Annotated in this window: 24 protein-coding genes; 22 read left to right on the plus strand and 2 right to left on the minus strand. The window is 44.3% G+C overall.

What is annotated here, in order from left to right; genetic code table 11:
* Positions 1–10: 10 nt before the first annotated feature.
* The 21 genes from HCZ99_RS00700 (at position 11) to asnB (ending at position 22933) form a co-directional block, all read left to right on the plus strand.
* Positions 11–520, plus strand: coding sequence for a GNAT family N-acetyltransferase (locus tag HCZ99_RS00700; protein WP_167444993.1), 510 nt, complete (start codon positions 11–13; stop codon positions 518–520).
* On the plus strand, positions 517–1125 hold the full coding sequence (locus tag HCZ99_RS20780; RefSeq protein WP_303047812.1) for an acyltransferase: 609 nt from the start codon (positions 517–519) through the stop codon (positions 1123–1125). Before HCZ99_RS00700 ends, HCZ99_RS20780 begins: the two co-directional genes overlap by 4 nt.
* Positions 1116–2000 carry a hypothetical protein gene (locus HCZ99_RS00710; protein ID WP_167444994.1) on the plus strand — a complete coding sequence of 295 codons (885 nt, stop codon included), beginning with the start codon at positions 1116–1118 and terminating at the stop codon, positions 1998–2000. Before HCZ99_RS20780 ends, HCZ99_RS00710 begins: the two co-directional genes overlap by 10 nt.
* A gap of 97 nt (positions 2001–2097) precedes the next feature.
* On the plus strand, positions 2098–2979 hold the full coding sequence (locus HCZ99_RS00715) for a DapH/DapD/GlmU-related protein (protein WP_167444995.1): 882 nt from the start codon (positions 2098–2100) through the stop codon (positions 2977–2979).
* 174 nt (positions 2980–3153) lie between these two features.
* Positions 3154–4146 carry a hypothetical protein gene (locus HCZ99_RS00720; RefSeq protein ID WP_167444996.1) on the plus strand — a complete coding sequence of 331 codons (993 nt, stop codon included), beginning with the start codon at positions 3154–3156 and terminating at the stop codon, positions 4144–4146.
* A 16-nt stretch (positions 4147–4162) separates the two neighbouring features.
* Positions 4163–5608, plus strand: a complete 1446-nt coding sequence (locus HCZ99_RS00725; protein ID WP_167444997.1) for a class I adenylate-forming enzyme family protein — start codon at positions 4163–4165, stop codon at positions 5606–5608.
* Between the two features lie 431 nt (positions 5609–6039).
* A complete protein-coding gene (locus tag HCZ99_RS00730; RefSeq protein ID WP_217701447.1) occupies positions 6040–7188 on the plus strand; it encodes an isocitrate lyase/phosphoenolpyruvate mutase family protein in 1149 nt (382 codons plus the stop codon).
* A gap of 6 nt (positions 7189–7194) precedes the next feature.
* Positions 7195–7428 (plus strand): hypothetical protein, encoded by a 234-nt coding sequence (locus tag HCZ99_RS00735; RefSeq protein ID WP_167444869.1) that lies wholly within the window; start codon positions 7195–7197, stop codon positions 7426–7428.
* 183 nt (positions 7429–7611) lie between these two features.
* Positions 7612–8865, plus strand: a complete 1254-nt coding sequence (locus HCZ99_RS00740) for a class I SAM-dependent methyltransferase (RefSeq protein WP_167444998.1) — start codon at positions 7612–7614, stop codon at positions 8863–8865.
* On the plus strand, positions 8865–10391 hold the full coding sequence (locus HCZ99_RS00745; protein ID WP_167444999.1) for a sulfatase-like hydrolase/transferase: 1527 nt from the start codon (positions 8865–8867) through the stop codon (positions 10389–10391). The genes HCZ99_RS00740 and HCZ99_RS00745 overlap by 1 nt, the downstream gene beginning before the upstream one ends.
* A 55-nt stretch (positions 10392–10446) precedes the next feature.
* On the plus strand, positions 10447–11472 hold the full coding sequence (locus tag HCZ99_RS00750; RefSeq protein ID WP_167445000.1) for an SDR family NAD(P)-dependent oxidoreductase: 1026 nt from the start codon (positions 10447–10449) through the stop codon (positions 11470–11472).
* A gap of 19 nt (positions 11473–11491) precedes the next feature.
* Entirely contained in the window at positions 11492–12646 is a 1155-nt protein-coding gene (locus HCZ99_RS00755; RefSeq protein ID WP_167445001.1) for a DegT/DnrJ/EryC1/StrS family aminotransferase, read from the plus strand.
* 13 nt (positions 12647–12659) lie between these two features.
* Positions 12660–13475, plus strand: coding sequence for a hypothetical protein (locus tag HCZ99_RS00760; protein WP_167445002.1), 816 nt, complete (start codon positions 12660–12662; stop codon positions 13473–13475).
* A gap of 37 nt (positions 13476–13512) precedes the next feature.
* Entirely contained in the window at positions 13513–14559 is a 1047-nt protein-coding gene (locus HCZ99_RS00765) for a glycosyltransferase family 9 protein (protein ID WP_167445003.1), read from the plus strand.
* Between the two features lie 73 nt (positions 14560–14632).
* The gene (locus HCZ99_RS00770) at positions 14633–15709 is read left to right on the plus strand and encodes a glycosyltransferase (RefSeq protein WP_167445004.1); all 1077 of its coding nucleotides are present in this window, start codon (positions 14633–14635) and stop codon (positions 15707–15709) included.
* 5 nt (positions 15710–15714) lie between these two features.
* Positions 15715–16665: a glycosyltransferase family 4 protein gene (locus HCZ99_RS00775; RefSeq protein WP_167445005.1), complete on the plus strand. Its 951-nt coding sequence runs from the start codon at positions 15715–15717 to the stop codon at positions 16663–16665.
* A 14-nt stretch (positions 16666–16679) separates the two neighbouring features.
* Positions 16680–17480, plus strand: a complete 801-nt coding sequence (locus HCZ99_RS00780; protein WP_167445006.1) for a class I SAM-dependent methyltransferase — start codon at positions 16680–16682, stop codon at positions 17478–17480.
* A 57-nt stretch (positions 17481–17537) separates the two neighbouring features.
* Complete coding sequence (locus HCZ99_RS00785) at positions 17538–18446, plus strand: hypothetical protein (protein WP_167445007.1); 909 nt, start codon at positions 17538–17540, stop codon at positions 18444–18446.
* Positions 18447–18728: 282 nt separating this feature from the next.
* Positions 18729–19802, plus strand: a complete 1074-nt coding sequence (locus tag HCZ99_RS00790) for a glycosyltransferase family 4 protein (protein ID WP_167445008.1) — start codon at positions 18729–18731, stop codon at positions 19800–19802.
* The gene (locus HCZ99_RS00795) at positions 19792–20967 is read left to right on the plus strand and encodes a glycosyltransferase (RefSeq protein ID WP_167445009.1); all 1176 of its coding nucleotides are present in this window, start codon (positions 19792–19794) and stop codon (positions 20965–20967) included. Before HCZ99_RS00790 ends, HCZ99_RS00795 begins: the two co-directional genes overlap by 11 nt.
* A 4-nt stretch (positions 20968–20971) precedes the next feature.
* The gene (gene asnB, locus HCZ99_RS00800; protein ID WP_167445010.1) at positions 20972–22933 is read left to right on the plus strand and encodes an asparagine synthase (glutamine-hydrolyzing); all 1962 of its coding nucleotides are present in this window, start codon (positions 20972–20974) and stop codon (positions 22931–22933) included.
* Positions 22934–22952: 19 nt separating this feature from the next.
* Here the strand turns inward: asnB and HCZ99_RS00805 are convergent, their stop codons facing one another.
* Positions 22953–23813: a class I SAM-dependent methyltransferase gene (locus HCZ99_RS00805; protein WP_167445011.1), complete on the minus strand. Its 861-nt coding sequence runs from the start codon at positions 23811–23813 to the stop codon at positions 22953–22955.
* Between the two features lie 68 nt (positions 23814–23881).
* A complete protein-coding gene (mntR, locus tag HCZ99_RS00810; RefSeq protein ID WP_167445012.1) occupies positions 23882–24322 on the minus strand; it encodes a manganese-binding transcriptional regulator MntR in 441 nt (146 codons plus the stop codon).
* A 141-nt stretch (positions 24323–24463) separates the two neighbouring features.
* Here mntR and HCZ99_RS00815 point away from each other — a divergent pair, with 141 nt between their 5' ends.
* Positions 24464–25450 carry a metal ABC transporter solute-binding protein, Zn/Mn family gene (locus tag HCZ99_RS00815; RefSeq protein WP_167445013.1) on the plus strand — a complete coding sequence of 329 codons (987 nt, stop codon included), beginning with the start codon at positions 24464–24466 and terminating at the stop codon, positions 25448–25450.

Here is a 25450-nt window from a genome sequence, read left to right on the forward strand (position 1 = left end):
AGAGTCCAAAATGCTGTTTCGTGAAAATCTAGTTATCCGTCAGATGGAACATCGTGACATAGAGAACGCTCGCTTGTTACACAATCATCCATCTGTGCTTAAGTTTTTGACTGATGTGCGCCTTATTAGCGAGGCAGAACAAGAAAACTGGTTTAAAGCCGTATCAACCTCAAAGTCGGCAAGGCGCCTTGTCGTTGAAGAAGATACAGGTGCTTTTGTGGGCGTCTTCAGGCTGGATGCGATTGATCTGCAAAACAGAAATGCCATGGTCGGGCTGGACATCACTCCCGAGAAACGTGGATTAGGCTATGCCACCATTACTTTTGAAGCAATGTTCAACTACTTGTTTGGCGCTATGGGATTGCACCGACTTTCACTTGTAACAATGGTCAACAATACGGTGGCAGTTAACTTGTATAAAAAGCTCGGCTTTGTTGAAGAAGGCTTACACAAAGAAGCAATTTATAGAGACGGGAGTTTCGTCGATTTACGGGCGTTTGCATTGGTAAAGCAAAAATGACCACTCGAGAAAAATCATGGCTCCATAAAGCCGCCTCTAACGGCACCCCTTTGCCCCTTAAACGCTTACTAGGCGCTACATTTGCCGGTTTTCAAAAACACCTACTGCGCTTTAACAGGTCCCTATTTTTCAGCAACGATTTACGGATGAGGATCTATAGATGGCTGGGCATCAAAGCCGACAAACACAGCATTATCTGGTGCGGGGCACACATAAATCATCCAAAACTTATTCAGATTGGCGAGAATTCAATCGTTGGCCCTCGCACAGTGATGCTTTCACAAGGCGGAATCGTCATTGGTAAGAATGTAAACATATCAGGTTTCAGCTTTATCATCTCACAGGAACACAACGTTTCAAGCCCCAGCCTTGAAACAACCCTTGCAACTGTGAAGATAGATGACTTTGCGTGGCTTGCTACAAATGTCACAATTTTACCTGGTGTTCATGTTGGCAAAGGAGCCCTTGTTGCAGCCGGCGCTGTGGTTACAAAGGACGTTCCTCCCCACACGGTAGTCGGCGGTAATCCAGCACGGAAAATTGGCATGCGCGCAGAGACCTTTTCTTACTCGACCAAAGATGACAAGGGCTTGAAATGGCTTTAGAGAACACATCCGACAACTTAGATGACGTTCTGTTTGTTGTGGTGACATGCACCCGGGACTCCTCGCGCGAAAAAGCCCTAAACAAACTTGTCTCCTCGATTAACAAAGAAAATCGGAAAGGCCTTTTCGGTCGAAACGTTCTGTTTTTCGATAATGCATCTACGTCCATCTCCCCGCTCAAGAGTTTGGAGACAGATTCAGTATTTGCATTATCGAGTAACAATATTGGCTACTGGTCCGCATTACATTGGGCTACTCAGAATGCTAGCGATATATTTCATAATGATTTCAAGTATATACATCCGATTGAATCCGACCTTGTTCTTTACAACATTGAAAGACTTACCGAAGCCAAATCATTTTTAGACCAGAATGATGCCTATTCTACCGTTCGGACTCAAGAGTTCTCAGTCAGGCAAAAACAGCGTTTCCTAAAGAATAGCGGAACACTCTTTCCGGTTAGGCGTTCTCGGGTTGCGCCGTTTCATGGGGTCACTGGCAAAGATATATCTATCGACAAAACTGATTGTGAAAACAAACCCAACATTTATACAAGCGAATGGCACGCAAAGGTGCCCGCGCTTCATCGTATGGATGTATTCAAGGACGTCCTCGAAATACTGGCAAGTAATGGGAATATTACAGAGTTGATGTTCATGGAAAGGATGTATGAGAAATCAAAAAGAGTTGGACTGCTAGATAAGGGAATATACTATTGTAATTTGGGAACCCGCTTCTGGCCGTGGGAGAAGAAGTGGTTGACTGGAAGTTGGTCAGATGCACAAACCCTCAAGAAGCACGGATACCTATCATCTCGACATAGCAAAATGATAGGTTCTTTCCCTGATATCGAGATTGTAGATACATTGACTTAACGGCTGCGGCTGTAAAGGCAATAGCAACTATGCGTGTTCGCTTTGGTGTACATTCTGCCGGTTAGTTTAGTTCACTCCAAAATGATGATTGTGAGAAATGGACCTATCTACACTATCAAACCATGCGCAAATTCAGGTCGTAATTGACGGCACATTCCAGGAGCTCGGGTTCCTTAACCGTAGGGCAAGAAACTCTCTCACTCCGGTTTACGATGAACGATATCTAAAAATTGCACAAGATGACAAGAATGTAGCATGCATTCTCACAACCGAGGCGCTTTCACCACTCATCGCAGACTCGCATCCTCACGCAGTCTGTTCGAAACCCCTTGAAACATTTTTTGATATTCACAACTTCTTGCTGAGTACAGATTTTTATTCACCCGGCCAGAAAACGACAATCTCTCCAACTGCGCAGATCCACCCAACGGCATATATCGACGCAACAGATGTAGTCATTGGAGAACGATCAATCGTGGGGCCAAATACCGTTATCCTGTCAGGGAGCGAAATTGGCGATGATTGCTCAATTGGACCAAATAGCACGATCGGGTATGACGGGTTTGAGATTAGAGAACTGGCCGGCAAGACGTGTTGCATCCGGCACGGTGGAAAAGTCGTTGTAAACAACAATGTGGATATTCAGGCTAATTGTTCGATTGCGAAGTCCGTGTTCAATGCACCAACAACCATAGGTGAAGACTGCAAGATCGGACATATGGTATTTATCTCACATGGGGTAGCCCTCGATAGGGGCTGCAAAGTTGGAGCCAATGCTGTAATTTCAGGATCCTGTATAATTGGCCAAGATTGCTGGATCGGCCCGAATGTAGCAATATCAAATGGCCTAAATATAGACAGCGGCTGCTTCATCTCTATCGGGTCTGTCGTCATAAATGACCTGCCAATCGGAAGTCATGTCACCGGTAACTTTGCAATTGATCACAAGATCTTCCTTAAAAAAATGGCAATTGGATAGATGCTACTTCTGCATCTTCTATCGATCTGGGGCTTACACGGCATAGTGCAATTACAAAAGCCTGGATCGCATGTTATCTCTATGAGGACAGCAACCTTCGAACTTACCGATGCCTGCTTTCTGAGGTGTAACAAACCAATGTACAATTACACCTAGCAGCACATTAGTTCAGAAATGGAAAACATACATAACTCTCATTTAGAGAGCGACGAGCTCCAAAATAAGAAAGTGATTTTTGTGGTTAACAAACAAAAAATTATACTTATTTATGAAGATAAGAAACAAATAAATTCAGATTGCTTCATTAAACAACTTCATATTGTGCTGAAAGACAATTTTGACCTCCAGTATGTCTCAGCAAACGACCTGATTAACGGAGAGTATAATACACCCCCACATGGCGTAAAAATGCTTTCTGTACTGCGCTTGAGAAGCTGGCGACCACTTCTCCCATACCTTGCCAAAATTTCTGAGACTTCTGAACTGTATATGTACGACCAAGACCCTTGGGAAGCGTATCACGACAACGGAGCTTGCCGTGGTATATATGAATTACTCCAATCACTTATCCGCGTTGAATCCTTTCTGGTAACTTCTAAATGGTGGTGTGATCATATTGCCAACCAAACAGAGGCAACGGTAAAATTTGTGCGGATGGGGGCAATCCCTCAGAATTGCGATCCGGGAAAACCATTTACCAAACGCAAACACGAAATTGGTTTTCAAGGCACAGTTCATCCTCATCGGCAAAAATTTTTCGATGAGCTCGAAAAAACAAGCGGCTTGCACACTGAAATTTTGGAACGGGTTGATTTCGAAACTTTCCTGAAAACCGTTCAAGAAGTTGGCATTTATTTATATGACGACCATGCATCACTGACCGTCCAAGGCGAACCAACCAGCTTCCACGGCCTGTGGGGAAAATGTCTCACAGTTGCAGGACGCGGCTGCTTTGTCATCAGGAATGATGACCTAAGCCGTGCAGCTTACAACATAGACGAAATCCCGACCGTCTTTCCATATAAGGATAGATCGGAAATTCCTAAGTTGGTAGAACATATCAGGCGCATGCCCGAAGAGGAACGTTGGCGACGCATGAACAAAGCTGTCGAGATCATCAAAAATCGCCAAGACTGGCAAACCGTCGTATCAGCCATCAACGCGTAAAACACAGGTCGAGAACATGATCATCAATCTACCGGAACGAACTCGAATCTCACTCATTACCGAGGATAAATCTTTATCTTCGCAAGAGCTGTCCAAAGAGGCATTAAATATAGCCACTCAGTTGCAGCGTTTCGGTATTGGGAAAGGCGACCTCGTTGTGATCATTGCCTCCTACCAACCAAGCTTCTTCTCCACATTGTTCGGCGCCTGGAGAGCAGGCGCGTGCGTCGCTTGCGTAAACTCCTCGATCACACTTAGCGAAATCAACAACATCTGCAACTTTGTTAAGGCCAAAGCGATTGTTGGTGCGGGTAATCTAGCATTCGAAGAGGCTCCTGCTGCACCGTATATAGATACAACGCAAGAATCTGAGTCCTCGCATCCCTTCACAGAGGTTGTGGAACACGGATTGGATGATGATGCCCTGATGCTTTTCACATCAGGCACAACGGGAACACCCAAAGGGGTCACACACTCATTCCGATCATTGTTTGCTCGCATCGCGATTAACCGTGAAGAAATCGGCGATGAAGTACTCCGTAACACTTTGAGTCCCTTGCCCACACATTTTGGACATGGTTTGATTGGGAATTGCCTTACTGCAATTTTTGCCGGCGCTCATTTACGGATTGTGCCAGGTGTGTCTGTCGAAATAGCGAGCAATTTTGGCAAATTGCTAGACGAACATGAAATTAGCTTCATGAGCTCAGTCCCGGCTATGTGGCGCATAATTACGCGCCTTTCAAGCGGACCGGAGAAACAATACCTTCGGCGCGTGCATGTTGGGTCCGCCCCTCTTTCATCAGATTTATGGGGGGATATTGCCAAATGGTGCTCACTAGATTCCATCTGGAATGTGTATGGGATTACAGAGGCTTGTAACTGGATCGGCGGCCGGACCTATATACGCGGTGTGGCAGAAGATGGCCTTATTGGCAAAGCATGGGGCGGAAGTTATGCAGTTAAGCTTGACGATGGCAGCATCCAAAACCATGGGAAAGGCGAGCTTCTAGTTCAAACGCCAACCTTAATGCGCGGTTACTTTGATCGACCAGAAACGACGGCTGAAGCCCTTCAGAGCGGCTGGTTTCACACAGGAGACATCGCCGTCATTGATGAAATGGGAAATGCGAAACTGATCGGCCGCCAAAAAAACGAAATCAATAGAGCCGGGTTAAAAATTCATCCTGAAGATATCGATATCTTGCTTGAAAAGCATAAAGATATCAAAGAAGCATGTGCATTCCCAGTGTCAGATCCTCTAGCTGGTCAAATTGTCGGCGTCGCGATCGTCCCTGAAGACAGCAGTAACTTTGATCTCGCAACAGTGAAAACCCACTGTCGAGAAAACCTCATCCCGGAAAAGAACCCGGATAGATGGTTTGTCGTAGATGGCATTCCAAAGACCGATCGTGGGAAAATAAACCGCGAAAATGTCGCAAACTTCTGCCTGAACGAATAATTATCTTATTTATCCCGACGACAAGAATAGTTGTTTCAAAGGTAAATCCTGCAGATTATTTTCTGCAGGATTTACTGTATCGACAGACCATACTATCCAAAACTGAAGATCATTGCTTACGATAATCATTGGCTACAGCATCACAACTAAATGAGAACAGTAGCCCCCTAAGTCAGTTATCTGCCATGCCCACCACGCTTCTCTAAGTCAATATATCGCGTCCCGAAATGGTAAAGAACGATGAGATATTGACCGCCTTTAGAGGCGGCTTTCGGCTATAAATCCACCTTGATTTATGTCGCCCAGATAATTATGTTGCCACCATTCACTACCTTAAAGATTTTGGCTCACAGCCTTTTGTTAATCACTTAAATACAAAAATTAATACACGACAATATCTCGATATTTTAGAATAAAAAGGCGGAACAGGAATGAATAATCTTAAAGAAATATCAAAAAATATCGTTGCTGACGCCCTTAATCTTGACCAAAGCGAAGTCCATGATGATGCCAGCTCGGCCACAATTCGTCAGTGGGATAGCTTGGCCTTAATCAGGATTATTGTGGGCATAGAAAAAATTATTGGCGAAGAACTCCCTCGGGATATTTCCTCTAAATTATCATCTATAAAAGATGTCGAGCGCACACTAGGTTTATATTTGCAAAAACCCTCCGAGCTGAACTCTGACAGTGAAGCCGTTGAACTTCATCAAAACACCGGACAGAGTTATGGTGAGCAGCTCCGCTCGAGAATGAAAACCGGAAAAATACTTCCGCTCATTGGGGTATTTGATCAGTTTTCCGCCTCGCTTGCTGGCAGAGAATTCGAAGGCATATTTTGTTCAGGCTATGGCTTTGCTGCAAGCTACTACGGGCTTCCCGACGAAGGCTACATAGCATGGCCGGATATCGTCAACTATGTTGAGAGAATGCGGGCCATTTTACCCGAAAACCACATTGTCGTAGATATCGATGAGGGATACGGTGACGCGAACATTGCTGCAACTGTCGCAACAAGGCTAGAACGCGTTGGAGCGTCTGCAGTTATACTTGAAGATCAACGACGTCCAAAACAATGCGGTCACCTTGAAGGTAAAGAGGTTATGCCCGTCGATGACTATATCCGCCGACTAGATGCAGTCCTTACCGCACGCGACGAGATGTTCGTTGTCGCCCGCTCCGACAGCACAAACTTTGAAGATGGGCTAAAACGCGTCTCAACATATGCAAATGTTGGTGCCGACGCAATCATGCTGGAAGGTTTGTCGTCCGTTGAGGATGTCTCACGCGTACGGGATGCTGTGAAATCTGACGCCTATATCGTGGTCAACTTAATTGCTGGCGGGAAAACTCCGCCTGTTTCACTTACTGAATTAAAGTCCAAGGGCGCAGATTTAGTCATCTATAGTACGCCATGTCTTTTCCATGCACATGAAGCAATCCAAAACGGTTTAAAAGCACTCAAGGCAAACGATGGAAAATTAATCCCTGATCAATCAGGAATTGGCTTTATGGACAACATTAATCTCTTTAGAGATAACGTAGTGAAGCTCCTAAACAAGTCGTCCTCTAAAAGGTGAATGAAGATGAAACCGTCTTTCTGTAAAATGGCCTTACTGTCCGGTGCAGCACTTTTGACGCTCACCAGCCCGGCGTATGCTTACCTCGACCCTGGAACCGGTTCCATTATCCTGCAGGCTGTGGTTGGGGCCGTCGCAGCTCTCAGCGTCGGCTTTGCTGCAGCACGCCAACAGATCAAGGCATTCTTCGCTAAATTATTCGGCAAAGACAAAGACCCAAACAGCCCAGAAGACGAATAATTTACGATTTCAAGAACCCGCTTCTGATAATTAAGGCACATGATGACAGCAATTGTTCCCGGATCCTTTAGAGATCGAAATGGTAGAGTTGTAAGACACGAGAACCGTATCTTCAGAACACTATCAGATACCGCCTACCAGACGATTTCTGAGATGACGAAAACTGGGACATTGGAAATGCTCATGTCAGAGAATAACCTCTGGCCAGCTACCTTGAAGAATGCTGATGAGGTTCCAAAGGAAATTGTTGATCTAAGCCCCAGCGGAAGAGTCTTGGAACATCCCGAGATTTCTTTCATTTCCCACCCCTACGAGTGGTCATTTTCACAGCTAAAGTCCGCTGCAATTACGCATTTAAACCTTCATCTTTCTGCTCTTAAACTTGGCTATAATTTAGCGGATGGTTCTGCCTATAATATTCAGTTCATTGGCACAAAAGCTTACTTCATCGATACGCTTTCTTTAATTGAATATAATGACGGAGATTATTGGGATGGGTACCGGCAGTTCGTCGAACAATTCCTGTGCCCATTACTCCTACGCTGCAAATTAGGAACCCCATTCAACTCATGGTTTAGGGGTGAACTAGAAGGAATTCCTGTCGGGGAATTTGCAAAACTCGCGCGGATGCGTGATTTTTTCTCTCCCGTAATGCTTTTTCATGTGATTTTGCATGCGCACCTCCAAAGCAAGCACTCTGATGCACGTGAAAACGCAAAAAAAACTAACCTTTCCTTCAGCAAGACTAAACTTAGAAATCTTTTATTGAGTTTAAAAAACACGATCATGGCGCTTAAACTACCAGCCGGAGGAAGCTCGGAATGGGGAGACTATGAACACGACAATAGTTACACCAATGAAGAAACTCAAAAAAAGAAAGATTTGATTGCAAACTTCATTACCCGAACCGAATCAAAAACGGTCTGGGACTTAGGATGCAACTCCGGATTGTTCAGCGAGGCAGCTTTACAAGGCGGAGCAACTCAAGCTATCGGGTTTGACATCGACCATAATGCTCTAGAAGCCGCCTTCAATCGTGCGAAAAGCAAAAAAATAAATTTGCTCCCGCTGTATTTCAACGCAATGAACCCGAGCCCGAACCAAGGCTGGATGCAATCGGAACGACTAGGTTTTTCTGACCGCAAAAATGCGGACAGTATCTTGGCGCTTGCTTTCATTCATCACTTAGTAGTTGGAAGAAATGCTCTTCTTACAGATGTTGTAAATTGGTTGATAAGCTTAGCACCAAACGGTGTAATAGAATTTGTTCCCAAATCAGACCCGATGATACAACGCATGCTCGCGACGCGCGAGGATATATTCAATGACTACACAAAAGAGAACTTCATTATAGCCATTGAAAGAAATGCAAAAATTGAAAATAGAGAAGTAGTATCACAATCGGGAAGAGAATTATTCTTCTACAGGAAAAAATAATGACCAACATTGCACTGCCTATCATATCTTTGCTTGCAATTTGTCTATGGCCTTTCAACAACTTCTTGGACACCAACCTCGGTGAGTTGAGGAAAGCTGATATTTTTTCTATTTGGCAACCTCTTTTGTTTTGTTTATTTGTTTTTTCAATTCTGTTGATCGTCACATTAGCTGTACGCGCAATAACCAAACGGCATTTTCATTCGATTTTTAGTGCAGGTCTTGTATTAGTTGGAATTTTCTTCTTTTTTAAACCGGCATATCAACTCAGCGGAAACATCATAACTGCGATTGGTTTTGAGCGCGGTGCGATTATAGGTGTGCTGATTTTCGCATGTTTGGTCTGCGCAATTGCTGGCACTCTCTCGCGATTTGAAATCACTCGAAAGAGCCTGTACTTTGGTATCGTAGTAGCTTCATTCACACCTTTGATTATGAATCTACCAAGCTTGGCTTCAAGCATCTTCTTCGAGCCGGAAACAAACACGAAGATTGAGGAACGGATATCTCCGGTTGTGGAGAACAATTTGCCAAACATCTACTATATTGTATCAGATGGGATGATCGGTGAAAGAGGATACCAAACTGTTACCGGTCAAAGCCTTCTTCCCTTTGTCCAATCTATGGAAACACTAGGGTTCTCTTATATTCCAGAAGCGCGGTCTAATTACATAGCTTCGGCTTCCAGTATCGGAAGTCTTTTTCATTTAGACTATTTTAGGGATGAAAACTCCGATCAATCGGCGCTGCCGAACAGCAGCTACTTCCCGGCAATCACATACCGGAAGCAGCCTTCGGAATTATTTCGGAAATTGCGCAGCCTAGGCTACGATCTTAACATGTCCGGGAGCTGGTACAGCGGCTGCCGCAAAGTCCATATGGATTGCATTAATCGGGAACAATTTCATCCGAACCGCGAAGCTCAAATTTTGATATCGCGGACACCGCTGCCATTAATCTATCCAGCTGTCCTCGACAAGAAAATTGACTCAATTACGCCGGTAACAGAATATCTCGAAAAGCTTGTTGAAAAGCGAACGGAAAGTGAGCATCCGCAGTTTACATTTATCCATCACATGCAACCTCACAGCCCGTGGTATGTAGATGGGGAATGTAACCGCATCAATGTAAGCGCCTACAATGATGGACGACTTTATCAGTACAGTGTTGAATGCATTGAGAAAACAGTCACTACGTTCATGACCAAACTTTCAGTGCTGGATCCGAACGCAATCGTTGTACTGCATGGTGATCATGGCTGGCTTTTGAATGATCAGGCGCCTGGTATTCCAGAATATGAATGGTCCGATGATTTGATCGACCAAAGATCAGAGATACTAAACATCATTAAAAGCCCTGAAGAATGTAAAAAATGGCTGAAAGATGATTTAGGGCCGATAAATACTTTGAGGTTTGTTTTATCCTGCGTTCAAAGAAAAGCCCCAGAATACCTAGAAGAAAAGCTTTTGGTTCCCGGCCAAAATTACGAGAAAGACCTCAAGTTAATCCGGCGACGCATAGGATAAAGTGCGTCTTATCGGCCCAAAAAAGAAATTACTGTGAACAAGGACTCACCGTCTCATGGAACAACTTCAAAACAAAAAGATCCTCATCATTGGTGGCACCGGCTCTCTTGGAAAAGCGCTCGTTCGCCGGTTATCAAACAACAACCATCTAGTTGTTGTTTCAAGAGATGAATTAAAACAATGGACCATGCGGAACGATTTGACTGCCGGGCAAAGTGTTTCGTTCGCTGTATGCGATATGCGCGACCGCCAACGCCTTGAAGAAGTTGTCCTTACAGAGCTTCCCGATGTTATCGTTGTGGCGGCCGCTCTTAAACAAGTTGACACTTGTGAACGTGCTCCAAGTGAAAGCATCAAAACAAACATTACCGGCGTACAAAACCTCGTCGAGGTTGTCGAACGAAATCTTGATCGCATGTCAAACCTTGAGTCTGTTGTGATGGTTTCAACGGACAAGGCATGTGAACCGACGAATGTATATGGCATGTCAAAAGCGATCGCCGAACGAATTGTGACCAGTCGAGGCCAGCTACATAAGACTCCACGATTTGTTGCAGTTCGTTATGGCAATGTGCTTGAGTCGCGTGGCAGTATTATTCCGCTTTTCCGATACCAAGCAGAACATGCCGCAGCCTTCACTCTTACCCATGACGGCATGACCCGCTTTGTGATGACGCTTGATGAAAGTATCGATCTGATCGTTGCAGCTGCCAAACATGCAGAAAGTGGAGAGACATGGTTACCCACAATTCGTTCGATGCGTGTAAGGGACCTCGCCGAGATTTTCTCTCGTATGTACAATAAACCAATCAAGGTTACAGGGATCCGCCCAGGCGAAAAACTTCATGAAATGTTGATCTCTGAAACGGAATCCCTGCGATTGATGTCAAAAAATGGATTCCACGTTTTGAAATCAGCAATGGACACGATCCCCGACAACTTCAAAATGATTGAATATTCTAGTGAACACGACTGCCTCTCGCAGAATGATCTTGAGAAATATCTGAATTCTCTTGGGATCCTTTCCGGAGATATGGACAAATTTGTAGGCACCAAAATCGAAGAAATCCGTCCAAGCTAATTTGTGAAAGCTGTTCGCTATGTCTAGTTCAATCTCCTATCCCTTATTCAAAGTTTACCTTGAAAAAGAAACCGCACTTTCAGGTTTGGCTGATGTTTTTGACAGCGGCTTCATCAATGAAGGTATCCAAGTTAATGAATTGAAAGAGCAGCTTAAGGGAGTATTCAAGGATGATAACATTATCCTTATGAATAGCTGCACTTCGGCACTTACCGTGGCGATGAAACTCGCTGGCTTAAAGCCGGGGAAAAACATTGTGACATCTCCGATGACTTGTATCGCCTCCAATACACCAATCATTAATTTAGGAGGTGAAATCAAGTGGGCTGACGTTTCCCCGGAAACAGGAATGGTAACAGCTGAAACAATATCCAAAGAGATTGATGAAAACACCGTCGCGGTTCTGTATGTGAACTGGGGTGGCGTTCCTGCCAATCTGACCGACATCCAATCCGTTGCCAAACAGCATGGCGTGAAAGTCATTCAAGATGCCGCTCACGCGTTCATGGCAGAATTTGATGGCAAACCAATAAACCATTTTGCCGACTTCACTTGCTATAGCTTCCAAGCAATCAAACATTTCACTTGTGGCGACGGAGGGGCATTAGTCTGCCAAAGTGATCGCGATTATCACGCCGCACAGAAACTTAAATGGTTTGGGTATGACCGTGAGAAGGCCAAAGACGAAAAAGGGAACTGGAAAGCACAGCAAGCTGACGCAGACATCCAAGAAGGTGATGTTGGTTTTAAATTTAACATGAACAACGTGTCGGCAGCCATAGGGTTAGCCCAATTGCCCAAAATGCCTGAAATTGTTGCGCAACATCGAGACAATGCAGCGACTTATGATAAAGCATTTGCACAGTCATCTAAAATCCGACCAATCAACCGCGTTCAGGGTAGCAATCCGTCATTCTGGGTATATACGTGTATTTTGGACAACAGTGTTGACCGAGATAAGTTCATAGACAAACTCGCATCTGAAGGCATTCACTCAGGACAAGTGCATGTCCCAAATGACGACTATAGTTGCTTTAACAAGTACCGAAAGCCACTTCCGGGGGTTCGTAAATTCTCGGAACATCAAATCTCGATCCCATGTGGTTGGTGGATAACCCGTCAGGATGCCGAGAAGATAGCACACACAGTTCTTACTCTTCTTGGCGAGAAGTAAATCAAGAGTAACTATGGACACTGCACCTAAGATTCTTGTCGGCACTATGGCATGCGGAGAAAAAGAGTTCCCCGCATGCCAACAGGCGATCGCGGCTCAAAAGTACGTTGTTGTCAGGCACTATGTGATTGAAAACAAACCAGAAATTTTTGCTCACCAAGAGCTATTCCAGTACTGGAATGAGAATCGCTCCGATTTTGATCTTTTCGTTAAAATTGATGGTGATACCGTCCTTGAAAAGGACGACAGTCTATTTAAATTATGGAAGATCTTCAGCACAGATAGTGAAATTTCTGCGGTTCAGACAGGATTGTTAGACTATTTCAGCAATCAGATGATTTCTGGATTGAACTCATTCTCCCCAGAAGTTTCCTTTTCAATACCAACAGACCCCTTATTTTGTGACCGCATAGAAGAAGTAGGCCACAAGAAGATACTAAAGCCAAAAGATACGTTAGATATCTTCCCCATTGCACGACATTGTCTTTATCCCTCCCCTAAACAGGCGTTTCACTTTGGCTACCGTCGTTGGTCAAAAGGTCAATTGAATATTGTCCGTAATTGCCTTGATGCCTGGAAAAATGCCCCTGAGACAGGTCGGCTATGGGCCCTAATGGGGGTGCGCGCGTCGTTTCATTCAAGGATTGAAGACGCTTCGTACAACAACCCAGAATTCGTTAAGATGTTTAATAACGCGGAGCAAGAATATCATTCCCCATCCTTCGATCACGAAGAAATTTCGAAAGAAATCGAACACATACTCTCGGGATATCTCCCGCTTCGTTTAAAGAGATTTATTAAAAGATCACTTCCACTTTTACAGAGATAGATCAATGGGGGAATAAGTGGGACTTGGTGGAGATTTAATGTTGTCCGCAAGTATTGCGGAATACTGTAAATACAGCGGAAACAAAATTGCCCTTGTGGCCAAACCAAAATTGTCTGACTTACTGAGCGGCAGACTGTACCGTCCGCTTGCCGAGAACACATTGTCCCCGGTATTTCACGAGAACCCTTACCTACACGATGTTTCCAACGAACGCTCGACTTTCACAATTCCGCTCAGCAACAGCGTTGATACACTCTTTGAGAAGACTATCAATCGCTTAAGTCTGCGCGACGCGTTTGACAATTACCTTCAAAAGAAATGCTTCCACCACGCAAAGTCCACAGGTGTAAGGTATCTTTACAAAGACGATATTCGCTTCAGTTATGCAGAATCGGTTGATGATACCAAAATGATTTGGAGAGATTCCCCGAATGCAGTAGCAGCAACTCTCTCTGGATTCCTTGATCCCGAACGCCCTCCTATAAAGCACCCCCAAATTAAGCCAGCGTTCTATGGGCTAGAAACTGAACGACCCTACGTTGAGAAATTATTGGCTAAGCACAACCTGAACAACAACGACTTTATTGTGCTGGAACCATCTACAAACGCAGAATGGTTCTCGAACTTGAGAGCCTGGATGCCCGCGCGTTGGCAACTGTTAGTAAATCAATTAAAAGAAAGCTACCCAGGGCTAAGCATCGTCCGCATAGGAGTCCCCGACACACTTGTACTTGATGGTGTTATAGATATCCGTGGAACCACAACATTCCGCCAAGCGGCGTTGCTAATGCAAAGCTGCCGGCTATTTATAGGCACTGAAGGGGGATTGATGCATGCGGCAAGAGCAGTCGAAGCAAAGGCAGTGATTCTTTGGGGCGGATTGACGGACCCAAGCTTCGCTGGGTATCCGGATTCACACATGATTTTACATTCACCTGTAGCATGCGCGCCTTGTGGCTTGCTCGGCAATTGCCCTCATGATGTAAAATGCATGAAAAACATCAGCACCGAAAATACTTATAAAGCTGTCACAGACGCTTTAGGAAGCTACCGTCCCGGTATAATCGAAGTATCCAAGAATTGATTTTCGACATCGACAAAAAAGCTATGACAATCAATATTCCCTTTAAAATATTGCGTAGAAATTTGGGTGTTTCATGATTTCCCCTTCGAACACTTCAGATACCGCCAATGCCGTTAATCCACTTGTGAGTGTGATTATGGCTAATTTCAATGGCGGTATTTATCTTAAGGACTGTGTCGAAAGTGTTTTAAATCAAACATATGATAATCTTGAGTTTATCATTGTTGATGACTGCTCAACAGATGAAAGTTTTGAATATTTAGATAATATAGATGACAAAAGAATTGTTTTAATTAAAAACGCTTCAAATATCGGACAAACCAAGTCATTAAATAAGGCCATTTCAAAATCATCGGGGCAGTATCTGGCAAGAATGGATTCCGACGATATTTGCTATCCGGAAAGATTATTTGAACAAGTCAGATTTTTTGAACAGAACCCCGAGATATCTATTTTAGGAGCACAAGCAACCATCATAGATCATAATGGTAAACTGATTGGGCAAACATTTCTCCCGAAAGAGAGCGTAAGCATTTGGGCTTTTTGTTTTTTTTCAAACCCTTTTGTCCATCCATCAATTATGATCCGGCGCACGATATTACCTGCAAACAAGATGCTGTATAGTGACCAATACATCAATCAGGATTTTGAATTATGGTCGCGGATCTTGACTAGATCCAATGCCGCAAATCTACCGAGGCAACTGTTATACTATAGACAGCACCCGTCAAATATGACGACCCGTCACTATCACGAAAACTTAAAGAACACTTGTAACATCATAAGAGAACGTTTTGCTCGAGAAGGCTCAACAAGCGTGGAGTTTTCAAATATAATCCCAATTATAACGTATGTCTTCGGAGACCGGCGGGAAGCAGACGCTCAGAATATCAATCGCGCGTTTCTAGGTCACCAATTGTTGGATATGGTGAATAAATTAGGCGGTGAAAGAAATCAGCTTTCAGAGTTCCACGCTTTGATAATATACCGTATACTTCAGTCTTGCATATATCCACGAGGATTCGATTCCATTTTTTGCCGAATACATCTATTTGCACGAGCTTTTAAATTGAACCCGAAAGAAACAATAAAAACATTAAAATATTTTATTAAAAAGATACTGAAAAATTTACCATTAAAAGAAGGCTGATTATTATGTTCAAAAAATTACGACATAAATTTTACGGCGCTGAATACAGTATTATTCACGAATTTCGTCCACCGCCATATGGCGGTGGTAACCAATTTCTTCTAGCGGTGAAACATGAACTTGAACGCAGAGGCATTGACGTCTGCGCCGGTCAAATAGGAAAAAACACACGAAAAGTTTTGTTTAATTCATTTAACTTCGACATGAATTGGCTCCGGGAACAACTCCATTCCAGGCAAAGCCGAAATATTAAAACCGTGCATCGCGTGGACGGTCCTATTTCTGCTTATCGCGGCAAAGACTTTGAGATCGATAAGAAAATACTCGAAATCAACCGCGAACTCGCCGATGCCACAGTCTTCCAAAGTCAGTTTAGCCTTAAGAAACATGAAGAAATTGGATTGGACTTTGGCCCTAACACGCATGTCATAATGAATGCGGTAAACTCTTCGATCTTCTACCCTAGTGCATCTAAAACAGACATAACGAATTTATCCGGAAAGATTAGGATTGTTGCCACAAGCTGGTCGGACAATGCCCGAAAGGGTGCTGAGACATATAAATGGATTGACGACAACCTTGATTTTTCGAAGTACGAGATGACATTCGTTGGAAATATCAAGGGACAGTATAAGAATATACGCATAGTACCAGCCGTTCCATCTAATCAACTAGCGTCGCACTTGCGAGATAGTCATATTTACATTACCGCGAGCATAAATGACCCTTGCTCCAACGCTTTGACCGAAGCATTGTCCTGTGGACTGCCTGCTCTGTACAAAAACTCCGGCGGCCATCCCGAGATCGTCAAGTCAGGTGGGCTTGGGTTTGAGAGTGCTGAAGAAATACCTGCCCTATTGGAAAAGCTCGTCGAAAATTACGACCAGTATCGAACCCAAATAGATGTACCTACAATTGAGAACGTAACCGACAAATACTGTAAAATATTCAACTAAAAGAGCTCAAACTCGTGCAAAAAGACTATTTACCCATTGAAGCTGATCTTGAAGAAAAATCAGAAATTGAACGCGTCGACGCCTTTTGGAGTAGCGTGTGGCAAGATTTGGCCATTACATCTGACCTCGTCCAAAAGAAGATTGAAGCAAGTGACGAATATCGCGTCATTTCAGACTATCTGAGCGAACTTCCAGCCGGCGCCTCTTTCCTTGATGGCGGCTGCGGTATGGGGGAATGGGTAAATTATTTGCATAGACGAGGCTTCAAACCAACCGATCTTGACATGTCTTCATCAACTATCTCGCGTTTGAAAAAAGAATTTCCTAACCTTCAGTGGGAAACTGGAGACATCAACAAGCTTAGTCACACCGATAAAAGCTTTGATGCGTATATTTCATGGGGCACATTTGAACATTTTGAGGCAGGCCTTAGCACCCCCATATCAGAAGCCTATCGGATCCTAAAACCGGGTGGATTTCTGTTTATAACCGTACCTCAAGATAGCCTACGCTTATTTTTCCAAAAATATCACGGGGACTGGAACAACACGCATCAAGATGCCGGAAAAAAATATGCGTTCTACCAATGGCGGTTAACAAAAAGAGAAATTGCCTTTGAGGTTAAGCAGCAACCTTTTATTATAAAATCGATCCCCCAAATACACAAAACTCAGGGTATCGGGCGCCTTTTCACTGGATTAACAAAAATGAACACTTCCGGTCCGATTACAGCAAGAATAGTTAAGCTACTCTCTTATTACGCGGGGCATAGTCGCTGGCCATATGCTATTTGTTGTAGCCCAAAAGCCATATGACTGAGTCAGTAAGATTGAGAACAGAGAACATTTCATAAGTATAGCAAGTTGATTCCCATGAGCCGTAAAATTATTAATGTACATGTTGCTGTCGATTTTGGTGCAAGAGAATATTATAACTATTTGGTAGATAACTTTACGCATACTGCTAAGGACTCTGAACGGTTGTTCTTTTTTTGCTACGCGCTCGATTCAGAAGCTTTTAATCACTTCAGAAAAGATGCGCGGCTATCAGGCTGCTTCGAAGTATATAAGATGCCAGGCGCATACAGGCTCCGCACACTTAACGATTGGCGCATTTTCCTTCGTGCCAAAATCACGCAAAATGCAAGCCTTGGCGGGTCAAATGGTCATGCTGCAGGCCTAAACAGAATAATGAGGACCCTCCCCAATCTGGCCGGACACAACATTATAGCAGACAGTGATGTAGCGGTTATCCAGAAAGGATGGGACGAAATAATAGAAGAGGAACTCACTGACGTCGACGTTATTGGCACTCCTTATGAACCCATCGGGGGATTTAGCTCAGGCACGTCAAAAATCCAAACGTATAAAGATTTTCCCAATCCGATTTGGCTCGCCATAAAAGATGGGTGTGACATTTCGGGCATGAACTGGATGCCTCTAAAAGAAAAGAACATCGCGATCAAATCACAGGACGATTCAGACCTATACAACCTTCCTATCGGCTATGAGGTTGTTCGAGATGTGGGATGGCGCTTCCCGCAGTTTTGCAAAGAACACAACATCAAAGCCAAGGCATTTCGACAGATTAAGCCTAGCTCCGCTGAAATTCAGGTTCTACGAACCGGAAAAGATTACAATGAGGAGTATCAGCTGGATGGAAAGGCATTTGTTGGTCATCAAAGAGGTGGATCCCGGCATGCATTTCGTGCCACCGATATCTCTAAATCTTTCTATGAATGTGTAGAGAAGGAAGTAGGAAGTAGGAAGAATGACGTCTGACGTTAGGCAGGCCTAAATGATTTTGGCACCTAAAGCTCCGGACAAATAATCGCATATTTCATAAAAGCATTTTGCGTTGTTTCACGTTCGATTTTAATAGCTTAATGCTGTTTGTGCATACTGAAATATCTCATTATACGCTCGTTGCAAACAGAAAACACGCCCATGACAAACATTCCATCAGCACCTATCGCGTAAAATAACAACATGCATATTATAGTTTATCTAGACCAAGGAACCACTCTAAGCCTATTTGACAAAGTAGGTACATTAGAAAGAGAAATGGCTGTCTACAAGAAACTAGCGAATCGTCAACACAAGATCACGATTTTGACGTGGTCAAAGGGCGAGGACAAAAAATATGTGGATAAATTTCCTGATTTTGACATTAAAGTTAATGATACTTACCTTCCAAATCGGGTCTGGATGATTTATCAAATTTTATTCTTAAAAAAAGATGCCTCACAATCAGATATGGTAATATTATCAAACCAATTATTCGGGTCTTATATTGCTGCTATTTTCGCAAGTATTCGTCGCATCCCGTTCCTTCTAAGATTTGGCTATCTAAACTCATTACAAGACGCTCATAACTACGGAAAGTTATCTAAAAAATATCTTTTTAGTTATATCAATGAATTTTTTTCAATGCGCCTAGCATCAAAAATAATCACAACAACGACAACAATTTCAAGCGCGGTAAAATCACTTAATAAGTCACTAACCTCAAAGCTACACGTGCTCCCAAATTACGTAGATAGCTCTACGTTTTTTCCTATTTCCTCAGACAACCTCATTAGAATTAAAACACAACCCCATGCTGATAAGTTTCAAATAGTAACGACAGCAAGATTATCATACCCGAAAAGACACGATTTAATTATTGAAGCAATTAGCAAGCTATCAAATGTAAAACTTATATGTGTTGGTGATGGGCCGGATAAAGAAAATCTTCAAAACCTATCTTCTCAACTCAACACCGATGTCGAATTTGTTGGTAGAGTTAAGAATGATGAATTACTACATATCTACCACAACAGTCACGTATTTGTGTTGTTCTCCGATTATGAGGGGCACCCAAAATCACTGATTGAAGCGATGGCGTGTCGAATTGCTGTCGTTGGATCAAATGTGATCGGCATCTCCGATGTGCTTGAAGATCAACACACGGGACTTCTAACAGGTCTAAATGCCACTGAACTCGCAGAAGCCCTCGAGAAACTTCAGCTTGACGAGAAGCTCCGATTATCTCTCGCTGATAATGCCTATGACCACGCGAAGTCTTATCATTTAGACAATTACGTAGAGCAAATCGAAAACATATTGCAACAGACGGCCATACAATATGCGCGCTAAGGTATTGATTGTAGTAGGCAGCTTAGATCGCGGGGGATGTGAAAAGCATTTACTAACAACACTTCCTCTTCTATCTGAGAAGGGTTATAATTTTGATATATTTACTCTTTCTCATGCTGGCACAATGGAAGAAGATTTCAAATCATCGGGAATCAATGTTATTCCATTGTGGTATAAAAACACACCAAGACGTAAAAACGGAATTCTCTCTCGCCTATTTAGACTAATCGTTGTATCACTGCAATTTTCTTACAGTATATTGACCACCCCCTATAGTATTATCCATTTTTTCTTGCCTGCCAGTTATTGGCTAGGTGCTCCGTTATCTTTCATATTCAGCAACGCTAAACGCGTTATGAGCAGAAGAAGTTTAAATGACTACTTAAGTCATAGACCTTTTATTCGCCAGTTTGAGAGTTTTCTACACAGAAGAATGCATTTTATTTTAGGAAATTCAAAATCAGTCGTAGACCAGCTTATAGCCGAGGGTTCACCACCTAATAAAACGGGTTTAATCTATAACGGTGTGAGCGCCCCCGTAAGCTCAACCAATCCTTCTACCCTGCGGCAAGCATTGGGCATTCCCGAAAGCAGTTTAGTTTTGGTAATTGTAGCAAACCTCATTGCATATAAGGGGCATATCGATCTCTTGAAGGCGATGGCGCAAGTATCCTCAAATACTCAAACTGACTGGAAGCTTTTAATTGTCGGGAGAGATGACGGGATGTTACCAGAACTGTTACGCTACGCAGAAAGTGCAAACATCGGTGAAAATGTTATGTACTTAGGTTCACGCCAAGATATTGCCGACATTTATGCGGCATCAGACATCGGTTTACTGGTCTCGCATCAAGAAGGTTTTTCTAATGCCATATTAGAAGGCATGGCAGCCGGACTACCGATGGTCGTTACGAATGTTGGTGGAAATGCTGAAGCTGTAACCCATAGAATTACAGGCCTTGTGGTTCCACCTATGATTCCAAGTGTACTTTCTGAAGCCATCCAAGAACTTCTTTCAAATCCAGTTACAAGGAAAGAGATGGGAGACCAAGGAAAGAAAAAGGTTCATTCTCTTTTTTCCCTGAAGAACTGCGTTAATTCCTACGATGAAGTATACAAAAAATTGCTATCAGCCCCCCTGGATAGCCCATTAAAGAAGCGCTAACAAAATGTGTGGAATTGCAGGCTTTCTAGATAACCGCCGGAACAAAAACCCTGAGGAACTTGAGGACATCGCCCTAAGAATGGGCGAACAAATTCATTACCGAGGCCCCGATGCAGCGGCTGCATGGTCAGACGCGGCGGCAGGCGTTGCGCTAGCACACCGACGTCTGTCAATTATAGACCTCTCGCCCGCTGGCAACCAGCCAATGTCTTCTAGCTGCAATCGCTTTGTCACCGTTTATAATGGTGAAATTTATAATTCCAACGAACTGCGCGACGATCTTCGCAGGCTTGGCAGATCAACTTTTCGCGGCCATTCCGACACTGAAGTAATGCTTGAGGGGTTCTCCGCATGGGGAGTAAAGGAAACTCTCAAGAGATTAATAGGCATGTTTGCAATCGCAGTTTGGGATCGCAAAGAACAAAACCTAACCCTTGTTCGTGACCGGCTGGGAATAAAACCACTTTATTGGTCAATCCAGAACGGACAGCTATTTTTCGGCTCCGAACTCAAAGCGCTCTATGCCCATCCAGATTGGAAAGGCGATTTAAACAAAGACGCTCTGACTTCCTTTTTACGACATAACTATATTCCTAGCCCACATTCCGTAAGCAAGAACACGCAAAAATTAGAGCCTGGGCATTTACTTACGTTTAGCAGCCAACTTTCCGACACACCGAAGATTGAAGCATATTGGTCACTAGAAGATACAATTCTCCAGGGCCAATCCAAATGCTTCTCAGGCACTGACGAGCAATTAATAGACCAGCTACATGAACTACTCAGTGATGCTGTTCAACGAAGAATGATCTCAGATGTTCCAATAGGTGCATTTCTTTCCGGAGGGATCGATTCATCTACCGTAACCGCATTAATGCAAGAGCACTCGCCTAATCCAGTACGAACCTTTTCGATCGGATTCGAGGAAAATGCGTTTAACGAAGCGCCTCATGCAGCTGCAGTGGCCAAACATTTGGGCACAGATCACACCGAGTTCTATGTATCACCTGCCGAAGCCCGCGATGTGATTCCAAAACTTGCAACGATGTTTGACGAGCCGTTTTCCGACTCATCGCAAATTCCCACATATCTGGTTTCTCAAATGACCAAAGAGCACGTGACGGTGGCTTTAAGCGGTGATGGTGGAGATGAACTTTTTGCCGGATACAGTCGATATACAAAAGCTCTGAAGCTGCATCAGGCAGCCAACAAGGTACCAGGCTTCGCGAAACGTGGGTTTAACCACCTGCTATCTTCGCTAACAACAGAGGCATTTATGTCTTCGACTGAGCACTTGCCATATGCAAACCATCTGAAGCTTACACTTGGCCGCGCGCAAAAGCTGCGCAATTTACTGCGTGACGGTAGGGAAGATCTATATCGTGGCCTTGTAAGCCATTGGTCAGCCCCATCAACTTTGATACCGGGTTCGTGTGAGCCCAAAGCAAGTATCTGGGACAATTCCAGTCAATCGTTGACGCCAAATTATCTGGACTGGATGCGCTACGTAGACAGCAAAACCTATCTTCCCGACGACATCCTAACAAAGGTAGATCGAGCAAGTATGTCTGTATCCCTTGAGGCAAGAGTACCAATTTTGGATCATCGTGTCGTCGAGTTCGCCTGGAGACTTAATCAAGATCATTTGATTAAGAAAAAAGTAGATAAATGGCCCTTGCGGCAAATCCTAAATAAATACGTACCAGAAGCAATCACAGACCGCCCCAAAATGGGCTTTGGAGTTCCCATTGGAAGTTGGCTTCGCGGCCCACTCAAAGAATGGGCAGAAAACCTACTCGATCCCACGACAATCGCCAAACATGGAATCCTATCACCCGCACCGGTTCGACAAAAGTGGCTAGAACATCTCGCCGGAGACGCTGACTGGCAATATTATCTTTGGGATATATTAATGCTTCAAGCTTGGTGTGAAACCTACAAGGACACAAATTTTCATGATCTGTAAAATATGGAGTCGCCGCCTTCTACTCCATTAATCGCGTAGCTATTGCATATCCCCTATCTTGCCCAGCTTCGATAAGATCAACCTTATAGTTTGCCTGCCGAGAAATTTCCTCTACCGCAGAAACAACCCCAGGGAAATGAGCCGGCGTTACATCATCAAACACAATCATGTCCCCCTTTTTTTGATGTTTCTGCACAAAGCTGAACTCCGCCAAAACATCTTCAAACGTATGACTTGCATCAAGAAATGCAAAGTTAATACGCGGAAATGCAAGACTACTAACCGCGGATAATGTTTCCTGTTGGACAAAAATGACTGATGACAAATATTCTTTCCAAGGATTCAAAATTTCTCTGCGCGACTTTCTCCCATCTAAATCATCTACACAGTTCCAAAACATAGGAACATCATGAGGCAATATATCCACGGTAGTAATTACACCTTGAACATTTTTATCTCTTAATGCTTTGGACATACAAACTGCAGAAAACCCTCTTGCTGTTCCCGTTTCAAACACGTAAACGCAATCATTAGATGACCCTCTATTTTTCAGATAGTAAGAGAATACCGAGTACAACAATCTTCCATGCTGATAGTTAAGCTCAGCATCTTTCACCACAACTTGCGTATGGAAAGCGACTTCATCCAGCCAGCACTTATCAATAGATTCTCCATACGTTTTCTCAACATTGTCAATTTCGGGAAAACTCGCTCTCGCCGCTTCCTGAGCCAATTGGAGGAAAAACTCACGTGGTCTTCCAGCTGCACTCCCAAGTGGATCCGCGCCGAGCCTTTCAATCGCATTAAACTTTCGTAATTTTAAAATGTGCGCAATAAGGTTACGTATTGGAGCCAGGATAAGCTGAGTAATAATATACATAAGGGCCAACAACCATAATACTTTGCCGACGATCCAGCAAAACAGTTCAAGAACAAACGATATCTTATTTATAATGCATCGTCAGCGCGTGAAACCGCAGCAAACACCCGCAAAGTCTCCTCACTGACGTGATGCTCGATGCCTTCGGCATCGAACTCTGCTGTGTCTGGATCAACGCCGATCGAGACGAGGAAGTTATAGACGATCTGGTGGCGGTCGCGGCATTTTTTTGCGAGCGTTTCGCCTTTTTCTGTCAGGAAGATCGAGCGATAGGGGCGCGAGGTGACATAGCCGTCGCGCTCCAGGCGTTTGATGGTGTTGTTGACCGTTGCGGCAGTCACGCCAAAGCGTTCCGCAAGGGCGACGGAGCGTGCTTCACCTTCTTCATGGATCAAATCACTGATCATTTCGACGTAATCTTCGGTGACCTCGCGGGCATGTGCATCGCGCAGGCGGGCAAAGACTTCGGCCTTGTTATGGCGCGGGTTTAACGTCGGCTTATCGCCCATCGGTCTCTCCAAACAGTATCTCTGAAATCTTCATAACAACTAAGTGTTCAAAAAGCAATTTAGCCTTGACTAACTTTGAAAGTCCGCACATAGATAGTGGATATTCAGACGAATGATTTTAATTTGCTGTCGGGACCCTTTATGACCTTTCTTTATGCCGCACGCCGCCTTTTCCTGATCGCGACAGTCGTTGTCGCAACCGCCATTGCTGGCGCCTTTGCCAGTGCCAATATGGCCGTGGCCAAGCCACTGAACGTGGTTGCAACGACATCCATGATCGCCGATGCGGCACGACAAGTTGCCGGGGATCGGGCGGACGTTACCGCGTTGATGGGCCCAGGCGTTGATCCGCATTCTTATCGTCAAACCCGAAGCGACATTGCCGCCATGGCACGTGCCGACCTTGTTTTGTGGCATGGCTTGTATCTTGAGGCGCAGCTTGAAGAGTTCTTCCTTGATCTGGAAAAACGCCGCAATGTGGTCGCGGTTGGCGAAGCCATCGCCAAGGATAACCTCTTGGGGCACGCATCCTACGAAGGGCGTTATGATCCGCATATCTGGATGGACCCGCAGCTTTGGCAGACCGTCGTGTTGGCCGTGCGCGATGCGCTGATCAAAACCGATCCCGAGGGTGAAGCCACCTATCTCGGCAATGCGGACACCCACATTGCCGAGATTAAAAAACTGATTGAGTATATGAAATCAGTTACCACCAGCGTCCCGGAAAAAAGCCGTGTATTGTTAACCGCCCATGATGCGTTTAGCTATTTCGGACGCGGCTATGATTTCGAGGTTCTGGGCATTCAGGGCATTTCAACGGAATCCGAAGCGGGCCTGCGCCGGGTTGAGCAATTGGTCGATATCATTGTTGATCGCAATATTTCCGCAGTGTTCGTCGAAAGCTCCGTCCCGGAACGCAATGTCCGTGCCCTGATCGAAGGGGCCGAAGCCCGCGGCCAAGCGGTTAAGATTGGTGGCACGCTGTTTTCCGATGCGATGGGCGAACCAGGGACCTATGAAGGGACGTATATTGGCATGATTGACCACAACACGACCCTGATTACCCGGGCACTGGGCGGCGATGCGCCAGAAACCGGTATGCAGGGTAAACTTGCGCCCACGTCATAA

It is taken from the genome of Thalassospira lucentensis (assembly GCF_011806425.1).
Taxonomy (GTDB): domain Bacteria; phylum Pseudomonadota; class Alphaproteobacteria; order Rhodospirillales; family Thalassospiraceae; genus Thalassospira; species Thalassospira lucentensis_B.

Excerpts from the sequence above, each read along its gene's own strand:
- HCZ99_RS00700 (WP_167444993.1), top strand. The coding sequence starts at position 11 with ATGCTGTTTCGTGAAAATCTAGTTATCCGTCAGATGGAACATCGTGAC.
- HCZ99_RS20780 (WP_303047812.1), top strand. The coding sequence starts at position 517 with ATGACCACTCGAGAAAAATCATGGCTCCATAAAGCCGCCTCTAACGGC.
- HCZ99_RS00710 (WP_167444994.1), top strand. The coding sequence starts at position 1,116 with ATGGCTTTAGAGAACACATCCGACAACTTAGATGACGTTCTGTTTGTT.
- HCZ99_RS00715 (WP_167444995.1), top strand. The coding sequence starts at position 2,098 with ATGGACCTATCTACACTATCAAACCATGCGCAAATTCAGGTCGTAATT.
- HCZ99_RS00720 (WP_167444996.1), top strand. The coding sequence starts at position 3,154 with ATGGAAAACATACATAACTCTCATTTAGAGAGCGACGAGCTCCAAAAT.
- HCZ99_RS00725 (WP_167444997.1), top strand. The coding sequence starts at position 4,163 with ATGATCATCAATCTACCGGAACGAACTCGAATCTCACTCATTACCGAG.
- HCZ99_RS00730 (WP_217701447.1), top strand. The coding sequence starts at position 6,040 with ATGAATAATCTTAAAGAAATATCAAAAAATATCGTTGCTGACGCCCTT.
- HCZ99_RS00735 (WP_167444869.1), top strand. The coding sequence starts at position 7,195 with ATGAAACCGTCTTTCTGTAAAATGGCCTTACTGTCCGGTGCAGCACTT.
- HCZ99_RS00740 (WP_167444998.1), top strand. The coding sequence starts at position 7,612 with ATGTCAGAGAATAACCTCTGGCCAGCTACCTTGAAGAATGCTGATGAG.
- HCZ99_RS00745 (WP_167444999.1), top strand. The coding sequence starts at position 8,865 with ATGACCAACATTGCACTGCCTATCATATCTTTGCTTGCAATTTGTCTA.
- HCZ99_RS00750 (WP_167445000.1), top strand. The coding sequence starts at position 10,447 with ATGGAACAACTTCAAAACAAAAAGATCCTCATCATTGGTGGCACCGGC.
- HCZ99_RS00755 (WP_167445001.1), top strand. The coding sequence starts at position 11,492 with ATGTCTAGTTCAATCTCCTATCCCTTATTCAAAGTTTACCTTGAAAAA.
- HCZ99_RS00760 (WP_167445002.1), top strand. The coding sequence starts at position 12,660 with ATGGACACTGCACCTAAGATTCTTGTCGGCACTATGGCATGCGGAGAA.
- HCZ99_RS00765 (WP_167445003.1), top strand. The coding sequence starts at position 13,513 with ATGTTGTCCGCAAGTATTGCGGAATACTGTAAATACAGCGGAAACAAA.
- HCZ99_RS00770 (WP_167445004.1), top strand. The coding sequence starts at position 14,633 with ATGATTTCCCCTTCGAACACTTCAGATACCGCCAATGCCGTTAATCCA.
- HCZ99_RS00775 (WP_167445005.1), top strand. The coding sequence starts at position 15,715 with ATGTTCAAAAAATTACGACATAAATTTTACGGCGCTGAATACAGTATT.
- HCZ99_RS00785 (WP_167445007.1), top strand. The coding sequence starts at position 17,538 with ATGAGCCGTAAAATTATTAATGTACATGTTGCTGTCGATTTTGGTGCA.
- HCZ99_RS00790 (WP_167445008.1), top strand. The coding sequence starts at position 18,729 with ATGGCTGTCTACAAGAAACTAGCGAATCGTCAACACAAGATCACGATT.
- HCZ99_RS00795 (WP_167445009.1), top strand. The coding sequence starts at position 19,792 with ATGCGCGCTAAGGTATTGATTGTAGTAGGCAGCTTAGATCGCGGGGGA.
- asnB (WP_167445010.1), top strand. The coding sequence starts at position 20,972 with ATGTGTGGAATTGCAGGCTTTCTAGATAACCGCCGGAACAAAAACCCT.
- HCZ99_RS00805 (WP_167445011.1), bottom strand. The coding sequence starts at position 23,813 with ATGTATATTATTACTCAGCTTATCCTGGCTCCAATACGTAACCTTATT.
- mntR (WP_167445012.1), bottom strand. The coding sequence starts at position 24,322 with ATGGGCGATAAGCCGACGTTAAACCCGCGCCATAACAAGGCCGAAGTC.
- HCZ99_RS00815 (WP_167445013.1), top strand. The coding sequence starts at position 24,464 with ATGACCTTTCTTTATGCCGCACGCCGCCTTTTCCTGATCGCGACAGTC.